Below are 20545 nucleotides of genomic sequence, written 5' to 3'. Positions count from 1 at the left end.
TAGTCAAATGGTGGATTTTTTATTGTTGGGCGCTGGCCGTAAAATCGCTGCTGCCCCGGTAGCCGCCGCCCAGCGCCACGTTCAGGTTGATTTCCGCGTTCTGGCGCTGGTTTTGCAGCTGCATGCCCAGGTCGACCTGGCCGCGCACGGTCATTTCCGCGTTGAGCTGGCTGGCCCGGTCGGCCAGGCCCTGTTGCATGCGGGCATGCGCGTTGCGCAGCTGCGCCTCGCTGGCGCGCAGGTTTTCCTGCTGCAGGCGCAGCTGGTTTTCCACGCCCTGCACCCTGGCGCCCGCCTGCGCCACGTCGCGCACCACGTTGAAGACGTTCTGGTTGTAGTCGGCGATCAGCGCGTTGCGTTCGCTGCGCGCGCCACCGAGCTGCGCCTGCAGCCGGCCGCTGTCGAACAGGGGCAGCGACAAGGCGGGACCAATGAACAGGGTGCGGCTGCCGGACTGCAGCAGCTTGCCCAGCTTGATCGCATCGAGGCCGAACGAGGCGCCCAGGTCGATATCGGGATAGAACGCCGCCTGCGCCGCCTCGATGTTGCTCAGCGATGCCTGCACGCGCCAGCGCGCCGCCTGCAAGTCGGGCCGGCGCGCCAGCAATTCCATGCCCAGCTTGCCGGGCAGGGCGTGCGGCAGCGCTTGCGCCTGTGCCGGCCGCAAGCTGGTCAAAGCGCTCGCATCCGCACCGAGCAGCGCGCGCAAGGCTTCGCGCTCCGTGACGACCTGCGTTTCCAGCAGCGCAATTTGTTGCTGCAGCAGGCTCAGGCGTGTTTGCGCGGACAGATGGTCGTCGCTGACGCCGAGGCCGTTGGCGATGCGTTTTTCCTTGTCCAGCACCAGCTGGCGCTGCAGCTCGACCAGCGCCTGCAGGTTGTCCATGCGCGCCCAGCCATTTTGCATGCTGAAGTAGTGGCGGGCGATCTCGGCCGCCAGCATCTGTTCCGCCATCGCATATTCGGCGCGCCGCGCATTGACTTCGCCCAGGCTGGCGGCGATCTGCGCCTTGTGCCTGCCCCACCAGTCCAGGTCGTAATGGGCTTGCACGCCCACGGTGACTTCATTGTAGACATTGCCGCCGATGGGGGCCGGCATCAGGCCATTGCCCGAGTAGCGCTGGCGGTTGGCATTGGCGTCCAGGTCCACCCTGGGACCGCGCTGCGCATGCTGTGCATCGAAGGCGGACAGGGCCGAGCCGATGCGGGCATTCGCCACGTCCAGGCTGGGGCTGGCCGATAGCGCCGTGTCGATCAGCTGGCTCAGCTGATCATCCTGGAACTGGTGCCACCAGCGGGCGGCCGGCCAGCCTTCGCTGGCCAAGTGAAGGTCGGCCGCCAATTGCACCTTGGCCAGGTCTTGCTGCGGCAACTGTTGCGTGTCGGGTGGAATGCTGGCGCAGCCGGCGAGGGCCAGACTCAACGCGAGTACGGTAAGGGAAAGTTTCATGTTGGTTCGCATGGTGGTTACTCCATCGCCGCGTGGTCGACCACGACAGGCGCATTCTTTTGTGGGGGTTTGATCAGGAGCAGCAGCGGCAGCACGAGGATGGTCAGCCACATCATCAACCAGAAGTCATCGAGGTAGGCGATCATCGAGGCTTGCCGCGTGATCTCGCCGTTCAGCGCCGCCATGCCCGTGCCGGTGCCCAGGTTGTAGACGCTGGCGATGGCGGGGTCGTGCAGGGCCGGATTGGCGATAGTGATGTGTTCCGTCAACGAGGCATGGGCGATCTGCGTATTGCGCACCAACAAGGTTTGCACGAGGGCGATGCCGATGCTGCTGCCGATGTTGCGCACCAGGCTGTAAATCGCCGTGCCTTCCGCGCGCATCTCGGGCGACAGGGTGGCGAAGGTGGCCGCGCTCAATGGCACGAACACGAGCCCCAGGCCGATGCCCTGGATGATGCCGTTCCACACGACCGTCTTGGGAACCAGGTCCAGGGTGAAATTGGCCATCTGCCACAGCGAAAACGCCGTGATGGAAAAGCCCACGCCGAGCAGGATGCGCGTGTCGATCTTGCCCGTCAGCTTGCCGACTATCAGCATGGCCATCATGGTGCCCAGGCCGCTGGGCGCCGTCACCAGGCCGGCAATGGCCGCCGGGTAATTCATCAAGCCCTGCAGCATCGATGGCGTCAGCGCGCGGGTGGCGAACAGCACCAGGCCGACGATGAAGATGAACAGCAGGCCGCTCACATAGTTCGAGTTTTTCAACAGGCGGTAGTCGAGGAAGGACTTGCCGGCCGGGCGCAGCGCCGTGTGCGCGATGAAGTAGCACAGGCTCATGGCCAGCACGATGGCTTCGATCCACGTTTCCGTCGACGAAAACCAGTCATTCTGCTCGCCCCGGTCCAGCAGCATCTGCAGCGCGCCGATGGACAGGCTCAGGGTGGTGAAGCCGAACAGGTCAAAGTTCATGCGGCCCTTCGGCGCATCCTTGCGGATGTAGCGCCAGATGCCGTAGAAGGCCATGGCGCCGATGGGGATGTTGATGAAGAAGACCCAGCGCCAGCTGTAGCTGTCCGTCAGCCAGCCGCCCAAGGTCGGGCCCAGGATGGGGCCGATCATCACGCCCATGCCCCAGATGGCCATGGCCGAGCCGTGCTTTTCGCGCGGGTTGATGTCGAGCAAGACCGCCTGCGACAGTGGCACCAGCGCCGCGCCGAACACGCCCTGCAGCAGGCGCGCGGCGACGATCTCGGACAGGGTGCCCGACAGGCCGCACAGCACGGAAGCGAGCGTAAAGCCGGCGACGGAGACGAGGAAGGTGTTTTTCTGGCCGTAGCGGTCGCACAGCCAGCCCGTCAGCGGCGTGGCGATGGCGGCGGCGACGATGAAGGAGGTCAGGACCCAGGTGATCTGGTCTTGCGAGGCGGACAGGCTGCCCTGCATGTGGGGCAGGGCGACGTTGGCGATGGTGCCGTCGAGCGCCTGGATGATGGTGGCGAGCATGATCGATATCGTGATCATGCGCCGGTTCAGGGTGGGATCCTGTGAAGCGGGCAGGGCCGCTGTAGCAGAGGCGGAGGCGGAACTCATCAGGCACATCCACCCTGGTCCGTGCCGCCGATTTCCGTCGTGCGCTGCAGCGCTTCGAGCAGCTCGGTGGCGGCCAGCAGCTGCGCCGGGTTGATGCCTTGCAGCAGCTCCTTGCGGAAGCCATCGGCTTCCTTGCGCACTGTGTCATACACGCGCATGCCCGCCTCGGTGAGCACCACCAGTTTCACGCGGCGGTCCGTTTCGGAGGGCTGGCGCTGCACGAAGCCCGATTTCACGAGCCGGTCCAGCATCGACACCATGGTGGGATTTTCCACCCCCAGCAGGTGCGCCAGTTCGCTTTGCGAGGGCGGTTGCGGCGATTTGGCGATCATGGCGATGCACATCCAGCTTGCTTGCCCCAGGTCCAGGTCTTTCAGGCGCCGGTCGATGGCATGGCGCCAGCCCCGCGCCGTCTTGTGCAGCGCGGCGGAGAAGCGCTCTTCGATAGAAGTCATAAAGTGAGTCGTCTAATAGTTAGGTATCGAACTAATATTTTAGCATGCTGTCTTGCAACCCGTGCAGGCCTTTCCGTTTTTCGACCGCACTGGTACATTAGGTGCCAGTCCACCCCAAGCACGCCAATGAGGAGAAGGTATGAGCACAGCAGAGCAGAAGCAAGAAGGACAGCACCGCGACAGCAGCGACTTTGTCATCACGCACACGTTCGACGCGCCGCGCGAACTGGTGTTTCAATCGTGGGTCGAGCCGGAGCGCCTGGCCCAATGGTGGGGCCCCGTGGGGTTTGAGCTGAGCGTGCTGGCGCTGGATTTGCGCCCGGGCGGCGTCTTCCACTACGGCATGCGCGCCGACAATGGCTACGAGATGTGGGGCAAGTTCACCTATCAGCAGATCGAGGCGCCGGAAAAGATCGTCTCGATCCTGTCGTTTGCCGACCAGCAGGGCAACCCCGTGCAGCATCCCGTCAGCGCCACCTGGCCGCTGGAATCGTTCAACACCATGACCCTCACGGAGGAAAACGGCAAGACGACGATGACCTTGCGCTCCACGCCGCACAAGGCGACGGATGAGCAGCATGAGACGTTCAAGCAGGGGTTTGAGTCGATGAAGGAGGGGTTCAAGGCGACGTTTGGGCAGCTGGCGCAGTATCTGGCGCGTGTGCAGTGAGTTTGTAGTTGTATTAAAGGCTTGGAACGGCGGGCCGCAGTCGCTAGGCCCGGGGCGCCTGGGTTGGGGGCTTGGGCCTAGTCGTCTCGGCCTTCTGTCTGGCGCTTGTTGACAGACTGTCGCTCTCTATCTCTCTATCTCTCTATCTCTCGATCTGTGTCTATGTGTGCGAGAGAATATTAATGAGCTTGTCGAAAGGGTCGCGCACGTAGAAGCGCCTGACGCCCCAGGGTTCATCGGCAGGGCCATATTCAATGGCAAAGCCTGCAGCAGACATGCGTGTCCATGCGCCATCCACGTCATCGACTTCGATCGACAGGTCAGGCACGGCCGTGTTTGAGCCTCCTTGCGTCGCGAAGCTCAGCTGGACGTCCATCGTGGCGTGCAAACCATACGTTCTGATCCAGCCATGGTCCATCAGCAGGTCCAGGCCTAATATGTCTTGATAGAAAGACCGGGCCAGTTCCAGATCCGGCGCGGAAAAATTGGCGACTATTCGCTTGACCTGCATATCGTTCCTCCATGCCTTGCCCGGCTTGTCATCTATGCAGCACTGACCAGCCAATGATAGCGTTGCGAAAAATCCGCTTCCAGGCAAAACCTGTCGTCAGCCATGAAATGAGGACCAGAAAAAAAGCGCTGAGATTCATACTTTTCCTTTCGGATGGCGTGCCTGGCGTAGCACCTCCATGCAGAATATACAACAAGCCGTAAGCGGCCGACCTTTCCCGCTTTCGCGCGGCTATTGTCCGGCAACTAGCTGTCCGGCAACTAGCTGGTTTCCCGCTCCGCATCGCGTTCGCGGCAGCTCAAGGACGCATAGTGCGCCTTGGGAAGCCTGTTCTTGATCGCCACCTCGCGCAGTTCATGCGCCAGATCAACGTTGTCGGTCAGGGTGCAACGGTGGGCCTGGGCAAACTTTTCCAGGTTCTGCGTGCCGCCCCGCACCTTCACGGTCACGCCCAAGCCAGGGCTGACGCAGCAGCCGATGTACTGCGTGATGTATTCCTCTTCGATCAGCACCAGTTCGTGGCCGAGGAAGGTTGCCGGTTTCTTGAGCAGGTAGTAATCGGTGTAGTCGTAGCGCTGGTTCGGTTTCTTGTCCAGCAGGCCCGCGCGCACATAGGCCTCGATGGCCTTGCCGGACGTGCCCGTGCGCTCGGTCGTGCCTGGCTTGAGCTGCATGGCATGCAGCAAGCCGCTTTCCAGCGACGGGGCGTCGGCGGCGACGGCCAGGGCGGACGATGCGGCCAGCAGGGCGAAGACGATAGCTTGCTCGATAGCTTGCTCGATAACTTGCTTCATTGCGTCTCCATCCCCAGCATTTGCCGGATCACCGGCAGGATCATGCGCCACGCGTTCGAGCTTGCCGCGATCTCGTCGTAGTGGCTGGCGCCGGGCAGGATCAGCACTTCCGCATGGTCGCCGGCCTTGATCGCCCTGGCCGCGTAGTCGTACGCCACGCGGGGCGGGGAGATGGTGTCGAGCTCGCCCGTGGCCAGCACGGTGCGGCTGCCGTTGGGCAGCAGGTCGGCCGCGTTGGTGTCGCTGTAGATGTCGGGCCGTTCGATGCTGGCGCTGCCTGCCAGTTGCGCGATGTCGCGCTCGCAGCTGTTCTTGATCACGTCTTTCTCGTGGCGCAGGTCGGCCAGGCCGCCCAGGCTGAGGATATTCTTGATCGGCAGATACTGTGCGCGATACAGGGGGCTGGTCGTCGGCAGCTTTTCGCGGCCGGCGATCCATTGCACCAGCTGCCCGCCCGCCGAATGGCCCATGGCGAGTATGCGGTTCGTGTCGAGCTGGTACTGGGGCGCGTGCCGCTGCAGGCTGTCGAGCGCCGCGTGCATGTCCTGGTAGGTGCCCGGATAGCCGCCGCCCGGCTCATCCACGCGGCGGTACTCCACATTCCACACGGCGATGCCTTGCGCGGCGAGGGCGCCGGCCACGTTGCGCATCTGCGTGATGCCGCCGAACTCCACCGTCCAGCAGCCGCCATGCACGAGCACGACGACGGGGAACGGTCCGCTGCCTTCGGGGCGGAACAGCTGCGCGTACTGCGACGGCGCCGCGCCATACGCGATCTGGGCGGTGGGCGCGGGGCCGGTGAGGGCCAGGTAAGCGTCGAGGCTCATGGGCGCGGCGACGGCGCCGTTGATCGAGGCGAGCAGGGCGGTGGTGATCAGCGAGGGGGACAGGGACATGGTATGGGGGCGCTTGAGAGGATGGCAACACTCTAGCATAGGCATCTTGCTCTGGAACAGGGGGTGGCAGCCGGGCGCGCAATAATATAAAACACCGTTCCAATGCGCCCTCAAAAAGCGTTGCCACATGGTATATTCCGGGCATCAGTTATCCGCATATCGACACGGTGCAGCCAAACAACATACTTTCATTGCTGGACGCCGAGCATAGTGCGCTGGGAAGCATCGCGGCTGGCGTCGATCTGGCGCATGCCCTGGAACATTTACTGCTGTCGCTGGAGTCGCAGTCCGATGAGGCGATGCACGCCTGCCTGGTCCTGATCGACGACGCCGACCGCTTCTGCGGCTTGTCCGCGCCGAACCTGCCACAAGATCTGTGCCTGGCCTTGCGCCATGGCGGCGAGCAGCCGTCGCCGTTCAGTGCGGCCGCCTTTTCCGGCGCGCCCGTGTATTGCGGCGACATCACGCGCGACCTGCAATGGAGCGCCGGCCGCATGGAGACCATGCTGCACGGCTACCGGGCTGGCTGGGTCGCGCCCGTGTTTGGCGCCAGCGGCCATATCCTGGGCGTGCTGGGCTTGCTGTTCCAGGCGCCATGCCACCCCACCCAGCCCGAGATCGACTTGCTGGCGCTGGCCGCGCGCGCCGCTTCGCACGTCATTGAACGGGGCCAGCTGGAAAAGAGCCTGCGCGACAGCCGCGAACATTTTCATTACGCGATCGAACTCAATACCCAGGTGCTGTGGACGGCCGACATCGACGGCAAGCTCGATTACGTGGCCCAGCGCTGGCGCGAATGGACGGGCAACAGCGGCCTGGGCACCAACTGGCTGGAATCGATTCATCCCGATGACATTGCCCAGTCGCTGGCTGCGTGGAGTGAATCGGTGGGCAGCAGCCAGCCGTTCGATGCGGAAATGCGGGTGCGGCGCCAGGATGGACAGTATCGCTGGGTGCATTCGCGCGCGTATTGCCGGCAGGACGAGTCCGGCAATCCCGTGAAATGGTACGGCTCCTGCGAGGATATCGACGAACACCGGCAGGCCCGCAACGCTTTGCTCGACAGCGAGGCGCAGTTCCGTTCGCTCGCTTCCACCATGCCGAACCAGGCCTGGCTGGCCGATGCGAACGGCGCCACCTACTGGGTCAACGAGCAGGTGTGCGATTACACGGGGCAGAGCATGCAGTCGCTGGTCGATGGCGGCTTTCGCCACTGCGTGCATCCGGACGACCAGCGGGCGACCCAGCAAAGCTGGCAACGGGCCCTCGCCGCCTGCTGCGCCTACGAATATGAATTCCGCATGCGCGGCGTCAGCGATGGCCAGTACCGCTGGTTCCTGGCGCGCGCCTTGCCGCTGTTCGACGAGGCGGGCAAGGTGCTGCGCTGGGTGGGCACGAATACGGACGTGCAGGAACAGAAGAATTTGCTGGAAAAGATGGCCTACCTGAATTCCTCGCTGGAAGTGGAGATGGCCAACCGCACGGCCGACCGCGACCGCATGTGGCGCTTGTCGACCGACATCATGCTGGTGGCCGACATGCGCGGCATCATCATCGCCGTCAATCCGGCCTGGACGAACATCCTGGACCGCCCCGAGATCGAATCGCTGGGCATGGATTTCATCAGCCTCGTGCATCCCGACGACCGCATGGCGGCCTTGCAGGATTTGTCGCGCCTGGCCCATGGCGCGCCGACCCTGCGCATGGAAAACCGCTACCGGCGCCGCGACGGCGGCTACCGCTGGATTTCCTGGACGGCCGTGCCGGCGCAAAAACTGATCCACGCCATCGGCCGCGACGTCACGGATGAAAAGGACGCGCGGCTGGCGCTGGTGCGCAGCGAACAAGCCTTGCTGCAGGCGCAAAAACTGGAATCGATCGGCAAGCTGACGGGCGGCGTGGCCCACGATTTCAATAATGTGCTGCAAATTATCTCGGGCAATCTGCAACTGCTGAAACTGACCGTGGCCGACAACCCGCAGGCGGCCAGCCGGCTCGATTCGGCCGCCTCCGCCGTCGAGCGGGGCGCCAAGCTGTCGTCGCAACTGCTGGCCTTTGCGCGGCGCCAACCGCTGAAGCCGCTGGTGACGGACCTGGGGCACTTGCTGCGCCGCATGCATGAACTGATCCGCCGCGCGCTGGGCGAGGATATTTTCGAGGAAACCTTCATCAGCGACGGCCTGTGGCATACCCTGGTCGATCCGAACCAGATGGAAAACGTGCTGCTGAACATGGCCATCAATGCGCGCGACGCCATGCAGAAGGGCGGGCGCCTGACCTTTACCTTGAGCAATGTCACGCTCGATGCCGCCTACGCGAGCCTGCATGCCGACGTGCTGGCGGGCCAGTATGTGCTGCTGACCATCACGGACACGGGCCACGGCATGGAACGCGACGTGATCGACCAGATCTTCGAGCCGTTCTTTACCACCAAGCGCGAAGGCGAGGGCACGGGGCTGGGCCTGTCCATGGCGTATGGCTTCATCCGCCAGAGTGCCGGCCACATCAAGGTGCACAGCGCGCCGGGGGCCGGCACGACCTTCAAGATTTATCTGCCCCGTTCGCTTGAAAAGCTGGCCGAGCCGCCGCCGGGCCTGGGCGGCCCCGTGCTGGGCGGCGGCGAGACCATCCTCGTGGTGGAAGACGATGCGCCCGTGCAGCAGACGGTCGTCGACATGCTGCGCGGCCTCGGCTATGACGTGCTGCACGCGGACGACGGCGCATCGGCCCTGTCCCTGCTGCGCACGGGTGTGGCCGTCGACCTGCTGTTTACGGACGTGGTCATGCCGGGTCCCGTCAGCAGCAAGCAGCTGGCGCAGCAGGCGCGCCTGCTGCTGCCCGAGCTGGCCGTGCTGTACACCTCGGGCTATACGCACAATGCCATCATGCAAGATGGCAAGCTGGACCCGGGCGTGGAACTGCTGAGCAAGCCGTACCGGCGCGAAGACCTGGCGCGGCGGTTGCGCCACCTGCTGGCCGACCGCCGCCTGGTGGGCGCGCCCGACCCGTCCGGCCGGCGCATCCTGCTGGTGGAAGACAACGACGATGCGCGCGGCATGACGACGGAAATGCTCAACATGCTGGGCCACACCGTGCATGGCGTGGCCAGCGCCGAGGATGCCTTGCCCATGCTGGCGTTGCCGGGCCTGGACGTCTTGGTGACGGATATCAGCCTGCCCACCATGTCGGGCCTGGACCTGGCGCGCCATGCGCGCGAGCACTGGCCGCGGCTGGAAGTGATTTTTGCCTCCGGCCATGACTGGGGCGCCAGCCTGATGCAGGACGCCAGCGCGCGCTTCCTGCGCAAGCCCTTCAGCCTGGAAGAGCTGGCCGGCGCCCTGAAGGTGCGCCCGCCCGCCGATTGATCAGCGGCCTGGCGCCAGCAAGGCTTGCTGCAGCTGCTCGATGGTGAACGGTTTCACGAGGAAACGCGCCTGCGGGTCGCTGACGCCGGAATTGGCGGGGGCATGGCCGGTGGAAAACACCACTTCCAGCTGCGGATAGTCGCGCGCGGCGACCTCGGCCAGCTGCACGCCCGACATCTGCGGCAGGCTGATATCGGTCAGCAGCAGTTCCAGTCCCGGCGTGCCCAGCAAGTTCAAGGCTTCCTCGGCCGTGCCCACGGCCATCACCACATGGCCCAGCATGGCCAGCAGCTCGCTGGTCATGGCGCGCGCGTCCCCGTTGTCTTCCACCAGCAGAATGTGGCGCGCGTGCGGCGCGGCGGGTTCCGCCGCCGCGTCTGGCTGCGGCGCCAGTTGCGCGCGGTATTCATGCAGCGCCGTCACATGCTGGCCGTTGGCCAGCAAATGGCGGATGCGCCGCGCCAGGTCTTCGCGCCGGTAGGGCTTGCTCAACAGCTCGACACCGGGCTCCAGCCGGCCGCCCTGCATGATGGCGTCCTGCGTGTAGCCCGAGGTAAACAGCACGGCCAGCTGCGGCAGCATCAGCCGGGCCTGGCGCGCCAGTTCCGTGCTGGCCACCTTGCCCGGCATCACCACGTCCGTAAACAGCAGGTCGATGGGGATGCCGCTGCCGATGATGTTCATGGCGCTTTCGCCGTCGCTGGCGCGCAGCACGAAATAGCCGAGGCCGCGCAGCATGTCGACCACCGTCGTTTGCACCTGCACGTCGTCTTCCACGACGAGGATGGTTTCCTTGCCGCCCAGTACGGGACCGCTCAGTTGCAAGGGCAGTTCCGTTTCCGCTTCGAGCGAACGCGGCAGGTAGATGCGGAAGGTGCTGCCATGCCCGGGCACGCTGTCCACCTTCAGGTGGCCGCCGCTCTGGCGCAGGAAGCCATACGCCATGGACAGCCCCAGTCCCGTGCCTTCGCCCTCGCTCTTGGTGGTGAAGAAGGGCTCGAAGATCTTGTCCAGCAGTTCGGCGGGAATGCCCGTGCCCGTGTCGGAAATGGCCAGCTGCACGTAATCGCCGGGCGCCACATCCGCATGGCGCGCCGCGAAGGCGTCATCGAGCACGATATTGCCCAGTTCAATGGTCAGCTGGCCCGTGCCATCCATGGCGTCGCGCGCATTGATGGCCAGGTTGAGGATGACGTTTTCCAGCTGGTGCGGGTCGACCAGGGCGCACCAGCTGTCGTCGGCCAGCAGCAGCCGCGTCTCGATGGTCTCGCCGGTGGCGCGCCGCAGCAGGTCTTCCGTCGAGCGCAGCAGGTGCGCCAGGTCCGTCACCAGCGGTTTTAATGGCTGGCGCCGGGCAAAGGCCAGCAGCTGGGCCGACAGTTTCGCGCCCCGCTCCACGGCCGCCGTGGAGCTGGCGATGCGCTTGGCGGCCGCCGGATCGTCGCCCACCGTCATGTGCAGCAGTTGCAGATTGCCGGAAATAATTTGCAGGACGTTATTGAAGTCGTGGGCCACGCCGCCCGTCAGCTTGCCCAGCGCTTCCAGCTTTTGCGACTGCAGCAGGGCCATTTCGCTGTGGCGCAAGGATTCCTGCATGCTGCGCAAGGTGCTTTCCGCCTCTTTTTCCAGGGTGACGTGGCGGCCCGTGGCGAAAATCAGGTCGCCCTCGATGGCCGCCACCCAGGACAGCCAGCGGTAGCCGCCGTCGCGGTGGCGGTAGCGGTTCTCGAAGCTGGGCATGGCCGTGTTCGATACTTGCTGCAGCGCCAGCCGCGTGGCCGGCACGTCTTCCTCCAGCACGAACTCGTCCAGGCCGCGGCCCAGCATTTCCTCGGGCAACCAGCCCAGGATGGCGCTGGCGGCGGGGTTGACGGCGGCGAAGCAGCCGTCGGTATCGATGGCCACCATCAGGTCTTGCGCGCTGCGCCACAGCCGTTCGCGCTCGCTGTTGCGCGCCGCCAGCTCCGCTTCCAGCTTCTTTTCCACGGTGATGTCGCGCGCGCTGCAATACACCTTGTCGCCTTCGGGCACGGCCACCCACGACAGCCAGTGCCATCCGCCCAGCTTGTGGCGATAGCGGTTCTCGAAACGCAGTGCCGGCTGGCCCTGGTTGGCCGCATCCCATGCCGCATAGGTGCGCGGCAAGTCGTCGGGGTGGATCAGATTGAAGAACTGCGTCGCGCGGATTTCCTCGGCCGACCAGCCCAGGGTGGCTTGCCAGGCGGGGTTGGTGTGCTCGAAATAGCCATCAAGGTTGAGCACGCCCAGCAAATCCGGGCTGACCTGCCAGGTGCGGCCAAATTCGCGCGTGCGCTCGGCCACTTGCCGCTCCATGCTGGCACTGAGCAGGCGCAGCTGCTCTTCCGCCTGGGCCCGCAGGATGGTTGACCAGACCCGCTCCGACACTTGCACGGCCAGTTCGATCTCGGCCGCCTGCCACACGCGCGCTGCGCGGCTGTGCACGACGAACAGGGCCGCCAGCTGGCCATCCTTGGCGATGGGAATGTTCAGAAAGGCGCGGATGCCCAGGCGGGCAAAGGTGGCCAGCGCGGCCGGCATGGCCGTGCGTGGGTCGATGGCCACGTCGCTGACGGCCAGCGCGTGACCGGCAGCCAGCGCATCGGCCAGGCCGGCCGCATAGTCGCCGAGAAAATATTCGCCGGCCGCAGCCGTCTCCAGGCCATCGCTCCACGCGTGCTGGAGGGTAGGGCAATGCAGGCTCTGGGCGATGTCGAAGCATGCCACTTGCTGCGCGCCCAGGCGCTGGCCCAGCATCTGCGCCGACAGCGCGAGGATGTCGCCCGTCTCGTGCAGCAGGCGCAGGCGGCGCTCCAGCTGCAGCAGGAAGGCCACGCCGCTGGCGCCGGTGCTGTGGACGCTATGCATGCGCGCCTCAGCTGCCGGCCAGCGGCAGGGTGACGCTGAACAGGGCGCCATTGCCGGGCTGGCTTTGCAGGGTGATGGCGCCGCCGTGCGCGTCCACCAGCTGCTTGGTGATGAACAGGCCCAGGCCCAGGCCGCCCGTGCGGTCCTGGTGCATGACGCGCTCGAAGGCGTCGAAGATGCGTTCCTGGTCGCGTGCATTGATGCCGATGCCATGGTCGCGCACTTCGATGACGGCGCTGTTCTGCGTCTGGCCCAGGCTGATTTCCACGGGCTGGCCCTGGCCATAGCGCACGGCGTTGCTGATCAGGTTGACAACAATCTGCTCGACGCGGAAAGCGTCCCAGTAGCCGTTGATCGGTTCGAAGGCCAGCACTTCCAGCACGCTGCCGGTGGCGGCCGCGTACGGCGTCAGGTCGTCGGCCACGCGGCGCACCAGGGTCGTCAGGTCAACGGCTTCGCGGCGGATCGACAGCTTGCCGCTGCTGATGCGCGAGACGTCGAGCATGTCGTCGATCAGGCGCACCATGCTGCGGATCTGCCGGCCGTCGCGCGCCACCATCTTGCCCAGCTTGTCCGGCTCGAAGGCGGCCAGGTTGCCCCGTTCCAGGTTGACGGTGCGCATCTGGGTTTCGAGGAACAGCGTATTCAAGGGCGTGCGCAATTCGTGCGCCACCATCGACATGAACTCGTCGCGCAGGCGCAGCGAACGCTGCAGCTCGGCCTGGGTGGCGCGCAACTCCTTCAGCAGTGCTTCCTGCTGCTGGCGGCTGTATTCCAGCGCCTGCACCTGGCGCCGCGTTTCGCTGCGCTGCTGGTGCAGGGCCACGAAGACGTTGACCTTGCTTTGCACGGCATTGATGTCGAGCGGCTTGTGCAGGAAGTCGACGGCACCGCTTTCATAGCCCTGGAAGGCGAAATTCATTTCCTTGCCGGCCGCCGTGACGAAGACGATGGGAATGTGGCGTGTCTTTTCCGTGCCGCGCATCAATTGCGCCAGTTCAAAGCCATCCATTTCCGGCATTTGCACGTCGAGGATGGCCAGCGCGAAATCGTGTTCCAACAGCAAGGCCAGCGCTTCTTCGCCGGACGACGCCTGGTAGACGCTGCGGTCGCTCTCGCGGATCAGCGCATTGAGCGCGCGCAAGTTTTCCGGCAAGTCGTCGACGATCAGCAGTTTGGTGCTTGTTTCATTCATCATGTTTCATTCCTGGCAAAACCTTGCCGTCCAGCGTAGTAGGATGCGGCGCGCGATGGCGCACGCTTGCGGTAGAGTTTTTCCGGCCCCGGCAATGGCTCGAAGTCGCTGGCAAAGCGCGTGAACTGCACGCTTTCCTTGCTGCCCAGCCCCAGGAAGCCTCGGTGGCACAGCGATTCGTGGAACAGTCCCAGGGCCCGCTCCTGCAAGGTCTTGTTGAAATAAATCAGGACGTTGCGGCAGCAAATTAATTGCGTTTCGACAAAGACACTGTCCGTTGCCAGGCTGTGGTCGGAAAAATTGATCTTGTCGAGCAGGCGCTGCTGGAAGCGCACGGTGGCGTGCTCGACCGTGTAATACTCGCTGAGCTGGCCCATGCCGCCGGCGGCCACGTAATTGTCGCCATATTCCGCCAGGCGGTGCAGCGGATACACGCCGCTGGCCGCCGTGGCCAGCGCTTGCGGATTGATATCGGTGGCATAAATGCGGCTGCGCTCCAGCAAGCCTTCCTCGTGCAGCACGATGGCCAGCGACAGCGCTTCCTCGCCCGTGCAGCAGCCGGCCACCCAGATCGTGGGCGACGGATAGGTTTTCAGCACGGGCACCACCTGCTCGCGCAAGGCGCGGAAAAACGCCGGGTCGCGGAACATTTGCGTGACGGGCACGGTCAAAATCTGCAGCAATTCGCCGAACGCGGCCGGGTCGCCCAGCACCAGTTCCTGCAGGGCGTCCAGATGCGCGCAGCGGAAACGCTCGATCGCGTGATTCAGGCGGCGCCGCTGCGAGGGCAGGGTGTAGTCGCGGAAATCGTAGCTGTAGCGCTGATAGAGAGCCTCCATCAGCGCCTGCAGTTGCGCGTCCGTGTAGCGCGTCGGCATCAGTTGCGCTCCATGTGTTGCCACTCCATTTGTTTCATCAAAAAACTGCCATCACATGCGTTCCATCTTTGGCATCCACACGCGCAGCAATGAATACAGGCGGTCCAGGTCGATCGGCTTGGCCAGGTAATCGGACGCCCCCGCCTGCAGGCATTCTTCCTGGTCGTTCTTCATGGCCTTGGCCGTGATGGCGATGATGGGCAGCTTGTTGTAGCGGCCATCGGCGCGAATCAGGCGCGTCGCTTCCAGGCCATCCATGCCCGGCATCATGACATCCATCAGGACCAGGTCGATATCATCCACGCTATTGAGCTTGCTGATGGCTTCAAAGCCGTTGCGGCCGATTTCCACCACCACGCCTTTTTGTTCCAGCGCATTCGTCAGCGCGAAGATGTTGCGCACGTCGTCGTCCACCAGCAGGATCTTGCGTCCTTCGAACACGCGTTCGCGGCTGCGCACCTGCTGCAGCATGCCCTGGCGCTCGCTCGACAGCTCCGACTCCACCTTGTGCAGGAAGAGGGTGACTTCGTCCAGCAGGCGCTCGGGCGAACGGGCGCCCTTGATGATGATCGAGCGCGAATACTTCATCAGGTCGGACTCTTCCTCGCGGCTCAGGTTGCGGCCCGTGTAGACGATGACGGGCGGGAACGAGCACAGTTCCTCGTGTTCCATGCGTTCGAGCAATTCGTTGCCCTGGATGTCGGGCAACTTCAAGTCGATGATCATGCAGTCGAAAATCTGCGTCTTGAGCAATTCCAGCGCCTGTTCGCCCAAGGCCACGGCCGTGATTTCCACGTCGTCGTCGCTGATCAGGTGGACCACGCTTTCGCGCTGGCGTTCATCGTCCTCGACCAGCAGGATGCGCTTCATCTGCTGCGTGAACTTCGATTCGAGCTTGCGGAACACTTCTTTCAGTTGCTCGCGCGTGCGCGGCTTGGTGGCGTAGCCGATGGCGCCCAGCTGCATGGCTTCCTGGATCTGGTCATTGCCGGAGACGATGTGCACGGGGATATGGCGCGTCAGCGGGTTTTCCTTGAGTTGCTGCAAGACCAGCAAGCCGGGACGGTCCGGCAAGCCCATGTCGAGCAGGATGGCGTCGGGCAGGAATTCCTCCGCCAGGCGCAAGCCTTCCTCGGCGCCATGCGCCACCAGGCAGCGGTATTGCATTTCATGCGCCAGGTCGAACAGGATGCCGGCAAACGATGGTTCATCCTCGATCACCAGCACGGAACGCTGGCCGCTCTTGCCTGGCGGCGTGCTGTCGCGGTCATCCTGGAAGGTGGGCAGCGGCACGGGCTTGACGGCGGGCGCGGCTTTTGGCGCGGCAGGGGCGGCCTGCGCCGCATGCGCGGCGGCCTTTGCCGTCGGCTGGAACGGCGCCGCTGGCGGCACTGGCGGCGCGGCCGGCGTGGCGCGTTCCGGCATGGCCGGCGGCAGTATCAGGCTGAAGGTGCTGCCCTGGCCTGGCGTGCTGGACAGTTCAATGGTGCCGCCCAGCAAGGCTGCCAGGTCGCGTGAAATCGACAGGCCCAGGCCCGTGCCGCCATAGCGGCGGCTGGTGGTGCCGTCGGCCTGGTGGAAGGCATCAAATATCTTTTGCTGCTGGTCGTCGGCGATGCCGATGCCGGAATCCTGCACCTGGAAGCGCACGTTGCCCGCCTCATCCGTATCGACGTGCAGGGCGACCGTGCCCGCATCCGTGAACTTGATGGCGTTCGACAGCAGGTTCTTCAGGATCTGTTCGAGGCGCTGGCGGTCGCTGACGAACGAGGCGGGCGCATCGGGCGCCACGCTGACGCTGAAGGCCAGTTTCTTTTGCTGCGCCTGCGGGCCGAACAGCATTCTCATGCTGCTCAGCAGTTCATCGAAGGGCACGGCTTCCGGGTTCAGCTCCAGCTTGCCCGCCTCGACCTTGGAAATGTCGAGGATGTCGTTAATGAGGGTTAATAAGTCGTTACCGGCCGAATAAATGGTTTGCGCAAAGGTCACTTGCTCCGGCGTCAGGTTGCCACTGCTATTGTCTGACAGCAGCTTGGACAGGATCAGCGAGCTGTTCAACGGCGTGCGCAGTTCGTGCGACATGTTCGCCAGGAATTCGGACTTGTAGCGGCTGGCCCGCTGCAGCTCTTCGGCACGCGCTTCGAGCTGGGCGTGCGCCTGGCCGATGGCCATGTTTTTCTGGTCCAGCGACAGCGCCTGCACGGCCAGCTGCTCGTTCGATTGCTCCAGCGCCGCCTTTTGTTCTTCCAGGTGCGCCTGCGACTGCTCCAGCACGCGCGACTGCTCGCCCAGTTCTTCATTGGCCGTGCGCAGCTCTTCCTGCTGCACTTCCAGCTCCTCATTCAATTGCTGCGTTTCTTCCAGCACGTTTTGCAGGCGCTGGCGGTACAGGGCCGCTTCCAGCGAGGTGCCGACATTCGCCGCGATCAGGTTCAGCAATTCCTTGGCGCGCTGGCTGACGGGATGCGTAAAGCCCAGTTCGATCACGCCATTCACGTCGCCTTCGTTGTTGACGGGCGTCAGAATCAGCTCCAGCGGCGCGCCGCGGCCCAGGCTCGACGTCACCGTCAGGTAATTCTCGGGCACTTGCTTGATGTGCTTGAGCTTTTTCTCGCGTGCCGTCTCGCCCACCAGGCCTTCGCCCAGCTTGAACACTTGCTTGTCCTTCACGCCTTCCCCGTTGAAACCGTACACGGCCGTGCGGCGCAGGCTGCCGTCGTCATCGGTCACATACAGGGTGGCGACGGCCACGTCCAGGCGGTTGGCGAGGAAATCGAGCACTTGCCGTCCCAGTTGCGGCAGGGCCAGCTGGCCGCTCGTGTGCGCGGCCAGTTCCGTCTGGCCCATGCGCAGCCAGGCTTGCTCTTGCAGCACGTCGTTATCCTTGCCGCGCTGCTCCAGCGCCTCATTGTAGATGTCGGACAGGCGCAGCAGTTCGCGCCGGCCCAGGTAGGCCAGCATGCCGGACAAGCCCAGGCTGAGAATCAGGAAGATCACCACGGCCAGCATGGTGCGGCCCTCGGCCGTGTCGGCCCGTTCCTGGCGCAAGCGCTGTTCCATGGACAGGAAGGTGAGGAATTCGCGGCGGATTTCATCAAACTCCAGCTTGCCTTCGCCCTGGCGCACGCGCGCGAGGAATTCCTGGTTGTTGCGGCGCTGCCCGATCACGCTTTCCGCGTATTCCAGCCACTGGCCCTGCAGCGCGCGGATGCGGCGCAAGCGGTCCACCTGGATGGGGCTATCCTGCACCAGTTCCAGCAAGGTATTCATTTCAACGCTGATCTTGGCCTTGCCGGATTTGTACGGCGCCAGGAACGTTTCATCGCCCGTCAGCAGATAGCCGCGCATGCCCGTTTCCAGGTCGACGGACAACTTCATGACTTCGTTCGCATTGCCGATGACCCGCTCCGAATGCTCGACCGAGCGCAGCGCGGAAAGCAGGTAGGCGATCAGGCCAACGAAGACCAGGGCGGTGACGACCCCGATGACCAGCGGCAAGGTGACGTTGCGCGCCAGGATGCGGCGAAAGCTGAAGGAGTCGATCGGTGTCTTGGTATTCATAGGTCCGGGGTAGGTGCTGTCACAAAAAATCAATTTTAACTGAATTGCAAGTTATTCTGGGCGCCATGCGTGGCGAGCGCTAGCATAGCAGCCTTGCAGGGGATTGCGGCCTTGTGCACCAGCTAAATGCGAGGCAGCACACAGAGCCCATTATCAGGAAGTCAAGGTCTTCACCATTGAGGCAAGTCAAGTCAAGCCTGACTTCGCGGCCTAAAATACAGCATGGTGGCATCGCGCAGCCAGTTCGCCGCCGCTTGTGCCACCGCGCTTTTGCCGCGTTTTTGACTCAACAGGTCTTTGATTTAACAGCCTAGCCAGGAGGACACCATGGCCAATCACCTGATCCACCGCGATGCGCTGCATCCGCTGGGACGTTTTGATCCCTTCAGCGAGATGGAGGACTTGATGCACGATTTCTTCGCGCCCGCCTTGCGCCTGCGCGAAGGCGCCGCGCCGCGCATCCGCATCGACATTTCCGAAACCGAGCAAAGCTATCTGGTGCAGGCGGACATCCCCGGCGTCAGCAAGGACGATATCCGCGTCTCCATCGACGGCAACCGCGTTTCCATCAGCGCTGAACTCAAGGATGAACGGGTAAGGCGCGATGGCGGCGGCAAGGTCGTGCGCAGCGAACGCGAGTACGGCCAGCAATCGCGCAGCTTCATGCTGCCGCATGAAGTGGACGAGGCCGGCGCCCAGGCCCGCTACCAGGATGGCGTGCTGCTGCTCGATTTGCCGAAAAAGGCGGGCACGGGCGGCAAGCAGCTGGCGATACAGTAATCAGACGGAGTAATCAGACGGGAAGGACGGGGCGGCCATGCAACCATGCGCCAGACGTAGCCGGGGTTGAAATAGATAATAAAAAAGCGCCGGACGAATCCGGCGCTTTGTGACTGCAGCTGCGCGACGCTCACTAACCGCTATGTCAGTCGCGGATTTCCAGCGCCCGGTTCAGGCTCAGTGCGGCCAGCGAGGCGACGGCGCCCGACAGCAGGTAGAAGCTGACATAGGCCAGGCCGAAGTTGGCCGAGAGGCCCAGCGCCACCAGCGGGGCGAAACCGGCACCCACCAGCCAGGCCAGGTCGGACGTCAGCGCCGCGCCCGTATAGCGGAAGCGGGCAGGGAAGTTGGCCGTCACGGCGCCGGCCGCCTGGCCGTACGACAGGCCCAGCAGGCTGAAGCCCACCAGGATGAACACGTCCTGGCCCGTATTGCCGCCGCCCATCAGGGTCGGCACGAAGGCGCTGAAGATGGCGATCAGCACGGCCAGCACGCCCAGCGTGGTGCGGCGGCCCACTTTGTCTGCCAGCAAGCCCGAGATGACGATGCCGATGGCGGCCAGCACGGCGCCCAGCATCTGGATTTGCAGGAAGTCCGAGGCCGACCGCGTCTGGTAGACGGAAATCCACGACAGCGGGAACACCGTGACCAGGTGGAACAGGGCGTAGCTGGCCAGCGCGGCGAGGGCGCCGATCAGCACGTTGCGGCCCTGGCCGCGGCCCATTTCAAACACGCTCACGGGCTGCAGTTCGCGCTCGTCCAGCAGGCGCGCATATTCATTCGTCGATACCAGGCGCAAGCGGGCAAACAGGGCTACCACGTTGATGGCGAAGGCGACATAGAAAGGATAGCGCCAGCCCCAGTCGAGAAACTCCTCATCCGTCAGGGTCACGAGCATGAAACAGAACAGGCCGGCGGCGATCAGGAAGCCGACGGGCGCGCCCAGCTGGCCCAGCATGGCGTACCAGCCGCGCTTGTTTTCCGGCGCGTTCAGGGCCAGCAGCGACGGCAGGCCATCCCAGGAGCCGCCCAGGGCCACGCCCTGGCCGATGCGCAGCACGGACAGCCAGATGATGGCGGCAAAGCCCAGGTGCGCGTAGGTCGGCAGGAAGGCGATGCCGGCCGTCGACACGCCCAGCAGGAAGAGGGCGAACGTCAGCTTGGCGCTGCGCCCCATGCGGCGCTGGATCTCCATGAAGATCACGGTGCCGAACGGCCGGGCGATGAAGGCGAACGAGAAAATCAGGAACGCATATAATGTGCCCTCCAGGCGCTCTTCAAACGGGAAGAAGACGCGCGGAAATACCAGCACCGAGGCGATGGCGTAGACAAAGAAGTCAAAGTATTCGGAAGCGCGGCCGATAATCACGCCGACGGCGATCTCACCGGGGTCGATATGCGATTCGACCGTGCCGGCCCCGCGTGCGTCGCGCAGGGAGTGGGGGGAAAAGTCGGCGGGTACATCCCCGCTGTGTATGCGCGTGCTGGACATGATGATCGTCTCCAATATAG

At 64.1% G+C, this 20545-nt stretch carries 14 protein-coding genes; 3 read left to right on the top strand and 11 right to left on the bottom strand.

Annotation, left to right across the window (positions count from 1 at the left end):
* Window positions 1–19: 19 nt before the first annotated feature.
* From BM193_RS10855 to BM193_RS10845, 3 genes are read right to left on the bottom strand one after another with little or no spacing between them, the layout of a single operon-like run.
* Window positions 20–1450 (bottom strand): efflux transporter outer membrane subunit, encoded by a 1431-nt coding sequence (locus BM193_RS10855; RefSeq protein ID WP_254786051.1) that lies wholly within the window; start codon window positions 1448–1450, stop codon window positions 20–22.
* Window positions 1451–1467: 17 nt separating this feature from the next.
* Window positions 1468–3042: a DHA2 family efflux MFS transporter permease subunit gene (locus BM193_RS10850; RefSeq protein WP_092797740.1), complete on the bottom strand. Its 1575-nt coding sequence runs from the start codon at window positions 3040–3042 to the stop codon at window positions 1468–1470.
* Complete coding sequence (locus BM193_RS10845) at window positions 3042–3497, bottom strand: MarR family winged helix-turn-helix transcriptional regulator (protein ID WP_092797739.1); 456 nt, start codon at window positions 3495–3497, stop codon at window positions 3042–3044. The genes BM193_RS10850 and BM193_RS10845 overlap by 1 nt, the downstream gene beginning before the upstream one ends.
* Before the next feature lie 139 nt (window positions 3498–3636).
* Here BM193_RS10845 and BM193_RS10840 point away from each other — a divergent pair, with 139 nt between their 5' ends.
* Complete coding sequence (locus BM193_RS10840; RefSeq protein ID WP_092797738.1) at window positions 3637–4167, top strand: SRPBCC family protein; 531 nt, start codon at window positions 3637–3639, stop codon at window positions 4165–4167.
* Window positions 4168–4327: 160 nt separating this feature from the next.
* Here BM193_RS10840 and BM193_RS10835 read toward each other — a convergent pair whose 3' ends face one another.
* From BM193_RS10835 to BM193_RS10825, 3 genes are all read right to left on the bottom strand, one after another.
* Window positions 4328–4678, bottom strand: a complete 351-nt coding sequence (locus BM193_RS10835; RefSeq protein ID WP_092797737.1) for a VOC family protein — start codon at window positions 4676–4678, stop codon at window positions 4328–4330.
* Window positions 4679–4938: 260 nt separating this feature from the next.
* Window positions 4939–5472 (bottom strand): hypothetical protein, encoded by a 534-nt coding sequence (locus BM193_RS10830; protein WP_092797736.1) that lies wholly within the window; start codon window positions 5470–5472, stop codon window positions 4939–4941.
* Window positions 5469–6368, bottom strand: a complete 900-nt coding sequence (locus BM193_RS10825) for an alpha/beta hydrolase (RefSeq protein WP_092797735.1) — start codon at window positions 6366–6368, stop codon at window positions 5469–5471. The genes BM193_RS10830 and BM193_RS10825 overlap by 4 nt, the downstream gene beginning before the upstream one ends.
* 191 nt (window positions 6369–6559) lie before the next feature.
* Between BM193_RS10825 and BM193_RS10820 the strand changes: the two genes are divergently transcribed.
* Window positions 6560–9733 (top strand): PAS domain-containing protein, encoded by a 3174-nt coding sequence (locus BM193_RS10820; protein ID WP_092797734.1) that lies wholly within the window; start codon window positions 6560–6562, stop codon window positions 9731–9733.
* On the opposite strand, the gene BM193_RS10815 is transcribed toward BM193_RS10820, so the two are convergent.
* Genes BM193_RS10815 through BM193_RS10800 form a run of 4 tightly spaced genes read right to left on the bottom strand, consistent with a single transcriptional unit; the run spans window position 9734 to window position 18253 of the window.
* Window positions 9734–12619, bottom strand: coding sequence for a PAS domain-containing protein (locus BM193_RS10815; protein WP_175533236.1), 2886 nt, complete (start codon window positions 12617–12619; stop codon window positions 9734–9736).
* A 7-nt stretch (window positions 12620–12626) separates the two neighbouring features.
* Window positions 12627–13817, bottom strand: a complete 1191-nt coding sequence (locus BM193_RS10810; RefSeq protein WP_092797732.1) for a hybrid sensor histidine kinase/response regulator — start codon at window positions 13815–13817, stop codon at window positions 12627–12629.
* On the bottom strand, window positions 13814–14692 hold the full coding sequence (locus BM193_RS10805; RefSeq protein WP_092797731.1) for a CheR family methyltransferase: 879 nt from the start codon (window positions 14690–14692) through the stop codon (window positions 13814–13816). Before BM193_RS10805 ends, BM193_RS10810 begins: the two co-directional genes overlap by 4 nt.
* A gap of 51 nt (window positions 14693–14743) precedes the next feature.
* On the bottom strand, window positions 14744–18253 hold the full coding sequence (locus tag BM193_RS10800; RefSeq protein ID WP_092797730.1) for a response regulator: 3510 nt from the start codon (window positions 18251–18253) through the stop codon (window positions 14744–14746).
* 327 nt (window positions 18254–18580) lie between these two features.
* Here BM193_RS10800 and BM193_RS10795 point away from each other — a divergent pair, with 327 nt between their 5' ends.
* The gene (locus BM193_RS10795) at window positions 18581–19033 is read left to right on the top strand and encodes an Hsp20/alpha crystallin family protein (protein ID WP_092797729.1); all 453 of its coding nucleotides are present in this window, start codon (window positions 18581–18583) and stop codon (window positions 19031–19033) included.
* A 145-nt stretch (window positions 19034–19178) separates the two neighbouring features.
* On the opposite strand, the gene BM193_RS10790 is transcribed toward BM193_RS10795, so the two are convergent.
* Window positions 19179–20525 carry an MFS transporter gene (locus tag BM193_RS10790; protein ID WP_092797728.1) on the bottom strand — a complete coding sequence of 449 codons (1347 nt, stop codon included), beginning with the start codon at window positions 20523–20525 and terminating at the stop codon, window positions 19179–19181.
* Between the last annotated feature and the right edge of the window lie 20 nt (window positions 20526–20545).

This window comes from Janthinobacterium sp. 344 (assembly GCF_900112025.1).
GTDB lineage: Bacteria > Pseudomonadota > Gammaproteobacteria > Burkholderiales > Burkholderiaceae_D > Janthinobacterium.
Note: the sequence above shows the minus strand (reverse complement) of the source record. Positions and strands in the feature narration are given on the sequence as shown.

Bases quoted from the DNA above. Each gene is read 5' to 3' on its own strand.
- BM193_RS10855 (WP_254786051.1), bottom strand. From the start codon at position 1,450: ATGAAACTTTCCCTTACCGTACTCGCGTTGAGTCTGGCCCTCGCCGGC.
- BM193_RS10850 (WP_092797740.1), bottom strand. From the start codon at position 3,042: ATGAGTTCCGCCTCCGCCTCTGCTACAGCGGCCCTGCCCGCTTCACAG.
- BM193_RS10845 (WP_092797739.1), bottom strand. From the start codon at position 3,497: ATGACTTCTATCGAAGAGCGCTTCTCCGCCGCGCTGCACAAGACGGCG.
- BM193_RS10840 (WP_092797738.1), top strand. From the start codon at position 3,637: ATGAGCACAGCAGAGCAGAAGCAAGAAGGACAGCACCGCGACAGCAGC.
- BM193_RS10835 (WP_092797737.1), bottom strand. From the start codon at position 4,678: ATGCAGGTCAAGCGAATAGTCGCCAATTTTTCCGCGCCGGATCTGGAA.
- BM193_RS10830 (WP_092797736.1), bottom strand. From the start codon at position 5,472: ATGAAGCAAGTTATCGAGCAAGCTATCGAGCAAGCTATCGTCTTCGCC.
- BM193_RS10825 (WP_092797735.1), bottom strand. From the start codon at position 6,368: ATGTCCCTGTCCCCCTCGCTGATCACCACCGCCCTGCTCGCCTCGATC.
- BM193_RS10815 (WP_175533236.1), bottom strand. From the start codon at position 12,619: ATGCATAGCGTCCACAGCACCGGCGCCAGCGGCGTGGCCTTCCTGCTG.
- BM193_RS10810 (WP_092797732.1), bottom strand. From the start codon at position 13,817: ATGATGAATGAAACAAGCACCAAACTGCTGATCGTCGACGACTTGCCG.
- BM193_RS10805 (WP_092797731.1), bottom strand. From the start codon at position 14,692: ATGCCGACGCGCTACACGGACGCGCAACTGCAGGCGCTGATGGAGGCT.
- BM193_RS10800 (WP_092797730.1), bottom strand. From the start codon at position 18,253: ATGAATACCAAGACACCGATCGACTCCTTCAGCTTTCGCCGCATCCTG.
- BM193_RS10795 (WP_092797729.1), top strand. From the start codon at position 18,581: ATGGCCAATCACCTGATCCACCGCGATGCGCTGCATCCGCTGGGACGT.
- BM193_RS10790 (WP_092797728.1), bottom strand. From the start codon at position 20,525: ATGTCCAGCACGCGCATACACAGCGGGGATGTACCCGCCGACTTTTCC.